Here is a 2,970-nt window from a genome sequence, read left to right on the forward strand (position 1 = left end):
CCTCACTGGCACCAAACTTAAGTAAGTCTGAGCGTGAAACCGCCCAACTGGAAAAACCGCACTATAAAAGCATTGATTTAGAAGAAATGCTGATGGGCCGCAAAAATAAAACCTTTGTCGAGCCTGTGGGTTTTATCTCCCGTCTGGTGCATACGCTGGTACCAAAACTTATTTTCTTACCCTACCCGATGTGTAATCTGGCACAGCGCTTCTCCGGCGCTTTGATTGCCACTGTTATCGCTCTGGTCGCCTATGCGTTAACTGCTTTTGTTTGCCTGACTGGCCTGGCGGGCAACACCGGCGAGATTTTATTACCGTTTTTCTCGTTTGTGCTGGTGGTATATTTAATTCTCAGCTGGCGCAGTGCCAGTGCAGTGTATCGCCAGGCAGAGAAAAGTATTGAAACCCAGGGCAACCTGAAACTGGCGAAAATTATGGCCTTTGCCATTTTAGCGCCGGTACTGCTGGGGCTGCTGATCAACTATCTGCTACAGCAACGCGACATTGCCCGCTTTGTGGCTGACCTGCAGCAATCTGAGTTACACAGCTTTGCGGTAACACCACAACTGCTACTGGTACTGCTGTTAGCAGCGGTCAGTGGCGCCTTAGTGTTTTTACTGCTAAAACAGCGCACCGCGCAGGTAAAGGCGCAAACCAAAGTGGCAGAGTACCGGGCAAACTGGCAGGAGAACATTCATCCGCGGGAGTTGTTCGTTAATATCGATAATATTGTAATGGCAAACCGGCGTTACAAGGAAATTCCAAACCGGGTATACCGCGAGCTGAATCCTAACCTGAATGAACAATCGGAAAGCAAAGGCAATTTCAGCGGCGAGATGATGATTGAAACACAACCCGCCTATGCCCCGCTTGAACATACAGCGCTGTTTAAGCAGCTGCGGTTGTGGGCAACGGTGTTAGGCCAGGTTCTGCTTCTGGTCGGGCCCTTTATACTGTTTTATCTGTTGTTTGAAGCCAGAACCTTACTGGCGTTAATTAGTGAGTTTCAGGCGATAGTCCGGCCAAGCGATGCAACAACGCAACAGTTTGCCGTCAATCTGTTCAACGAGAGTCAGTTTATTCTCAGCCTGCTGTTCAGCTGGCTGATTTGCCACAGTTTTGGCCGGTTGTTGCAAAACTATTGTCATACCTTCTGGGCCGAACTGAACTTTGACTCGTTACTGGTGTATTTAAAATGCGAAGGCACTTACACCGAGAGTAAACTGACTACCGGTAAAGGCATATACGATTCTACCGCCTCAGAGAATTATGTGATGCGCTCATCACTGACGCCCTGGGTGATTACATCACGCATTATGAGCAGCACCTTCGCCGATAGCGGCGCAAAAAATGTTGAGCACCCACGCCATATTCTGGAGATGAATGACAACCCGCAGGAAATGCAGGCTATTTTGGACGATATCCGCAGTTTCTTATCTGACCGCGAAACCATCGCCAGCATTAAAAACCAGCAGGATTTATCTAATACCGAACAAATTTACCAGATTAACCAGCAGTCGCGTGCTATGCCGGTGACCGCAGATCAGGCCAGCCTTGCCAGCCCGCAACAGGACGCTGAGGCCAGTGCCAACCTGCCACCATCAACGGCCAGCGACTAAGGCTCGCTATGCATAAGGCGCTTTGTTTTACTGTCCCACTGCTAATGGCAATGCTCGCTGTATTGCCACCAGCAGCACAGGCAGAGCGCCTTAAACTTGCCAGCAGTAACTACTACCCGCATTATGCCGAAGACCTGCCGCAGCAAGGAGTTGTCACCGAAATTGTGCGTCAGGCCTTTTTGTTACAAGGCATAGAGATAGACGTCGAGTTTATGCCGTTTGCCCGCGCTTACCGTGAAAGCCAGCAAGCCAGTTATATCGGTTTAATTGCCGCCTGGTATGATGATGAGCGCGCGGAGCACTTTTACTACTCTCAGCCACTTTATGCCAACCAAATAGTGTTCTTTAAACGTAAAAGCGAGCAAATTCAGTATCATGATTACGCCGACATCGCCCGGCAACAGCTTCGACTGGCATTAGTACAAGGCTATTTGCAACCAGAAGGGCTGTTGCAAAGCCAGCCCAATCTGGTCAGAGTCGCGCAGGATGAACAGGCGTTTCAGATGCTGGCCAGAGGCCGGGTAGATCTGGTACCGGCAGACAAACTCAATGGTTTATATCTGCTGCAACAAAAAATGCCGGCCGACAGCGACCGGATAGATTACCTGACACCAGCCCTTGAGCTGCGGCCGATGTACCTGCTACTGTCAAAGCAAGATCCTCGCGCCGAAGCGCTGATACAACTGTTTAATACCAGCTTAACCGAGCTGCGCCATTCGGGTCAGTATCAGCAAATCCTGCATACGCTGCTGCCGCAGCAACACCCGCAATAGTCTTACGCAACGTCGGCCTGTTGCAAAAAGCGAATAAATTGCTGCACCAGTGGTGCCTGATAATGCTGATGCTGCAACAAGCTTAGCTGTCGCTCCAGCTTAAGCGGGCTCGGCAGTTGCAGCAATACGCCCTGTGCCAGCTCATCCTGTACTGCCAGCAGCGGCAGACAGCCAATTCCCAAACCGTGCCTTACTGCCTGCTTAATCGCCTCTGGCCGTTGCAGCTCCATAATTTTCGCCGGTAACCAGCCACAACGGGCCAGTTCATGTTCCAGCACGGCACGGGTACCCGACCCCCTTTCGCGCACTATCCAGGTTTGCTGCTGCAGCTGGCTGGCATCATCCGGCAACCCATGATCGGCTGCTGCGACCAGTACCAGCCTATCCTTGCGCCAGTATTGGGGTTGGAACGTACTGCTAAGTACAGGCCCTTCAATAAAGCCAAGCTGCGCATGTTGCAGCCTTAACTGATTTTGTACTTCGCTGCTATTGCAGATCTGCAACCGGATTTCGACCCCGGTGTATTGCTGGCGAAATTTAGCCATAAGTGGCGGCAGCAGGTAGCAACCTATGGTTTC

General features: G+C 51.0%; 3 protein-coding genes. 2 read left to right on the forward strand and 1 reads right to left on the reverse strand.

Going from position 1 to position 2,970, the window contains the following annotated elements:
• Together VIN66_RS02930 and VIN66_RS02935 are read left to right on the forward strand one after the other, a co-directional pair.
• Positions 1–1,619 (forward strand): hypothetical protein (locus VIN66_RS02930; RefSeq protein ID WP_331922597.1); only part of this gene is annotated, 1,619 nt, incomplete at its 5' end.
• Positions 1,620–1,627: 8 nt separating this feature from the next.
• Positions 1,628–2,392, forward strand: coding sequence for a substrate-binding periplasmic protein (locus tag VIN66_RS02935; RefSeq protein ID WP_331922598.1), 765 nt, complete (start codon positions 1,628–1,630; stop codon positions 2,390–2,392).
• A 2-nt stretch (positions 2,393–2,394) separates the two neighbouring features.
• Here the strand turns inward: VIN66_RS02935 and VIN66_RS02940 are convergent.
• Positions 2,395–2,970 (reverse strand): LysR substrate-binding domain-containing protein (locus VIN66_RS02940; protein ID WP_331922599.1); only part of this gene is annotated, 576 nt, incomplete at its 5' end.

It is taken from the genome of Rheinheimera sp. (genome assembly GCF_036568245.1).
Taxonomy (GTDB): Bacteria; Pseudomonadota; Gammaproteobacteria; order Enterobacterales; family Alteromonadaceae; genus Alishewanella.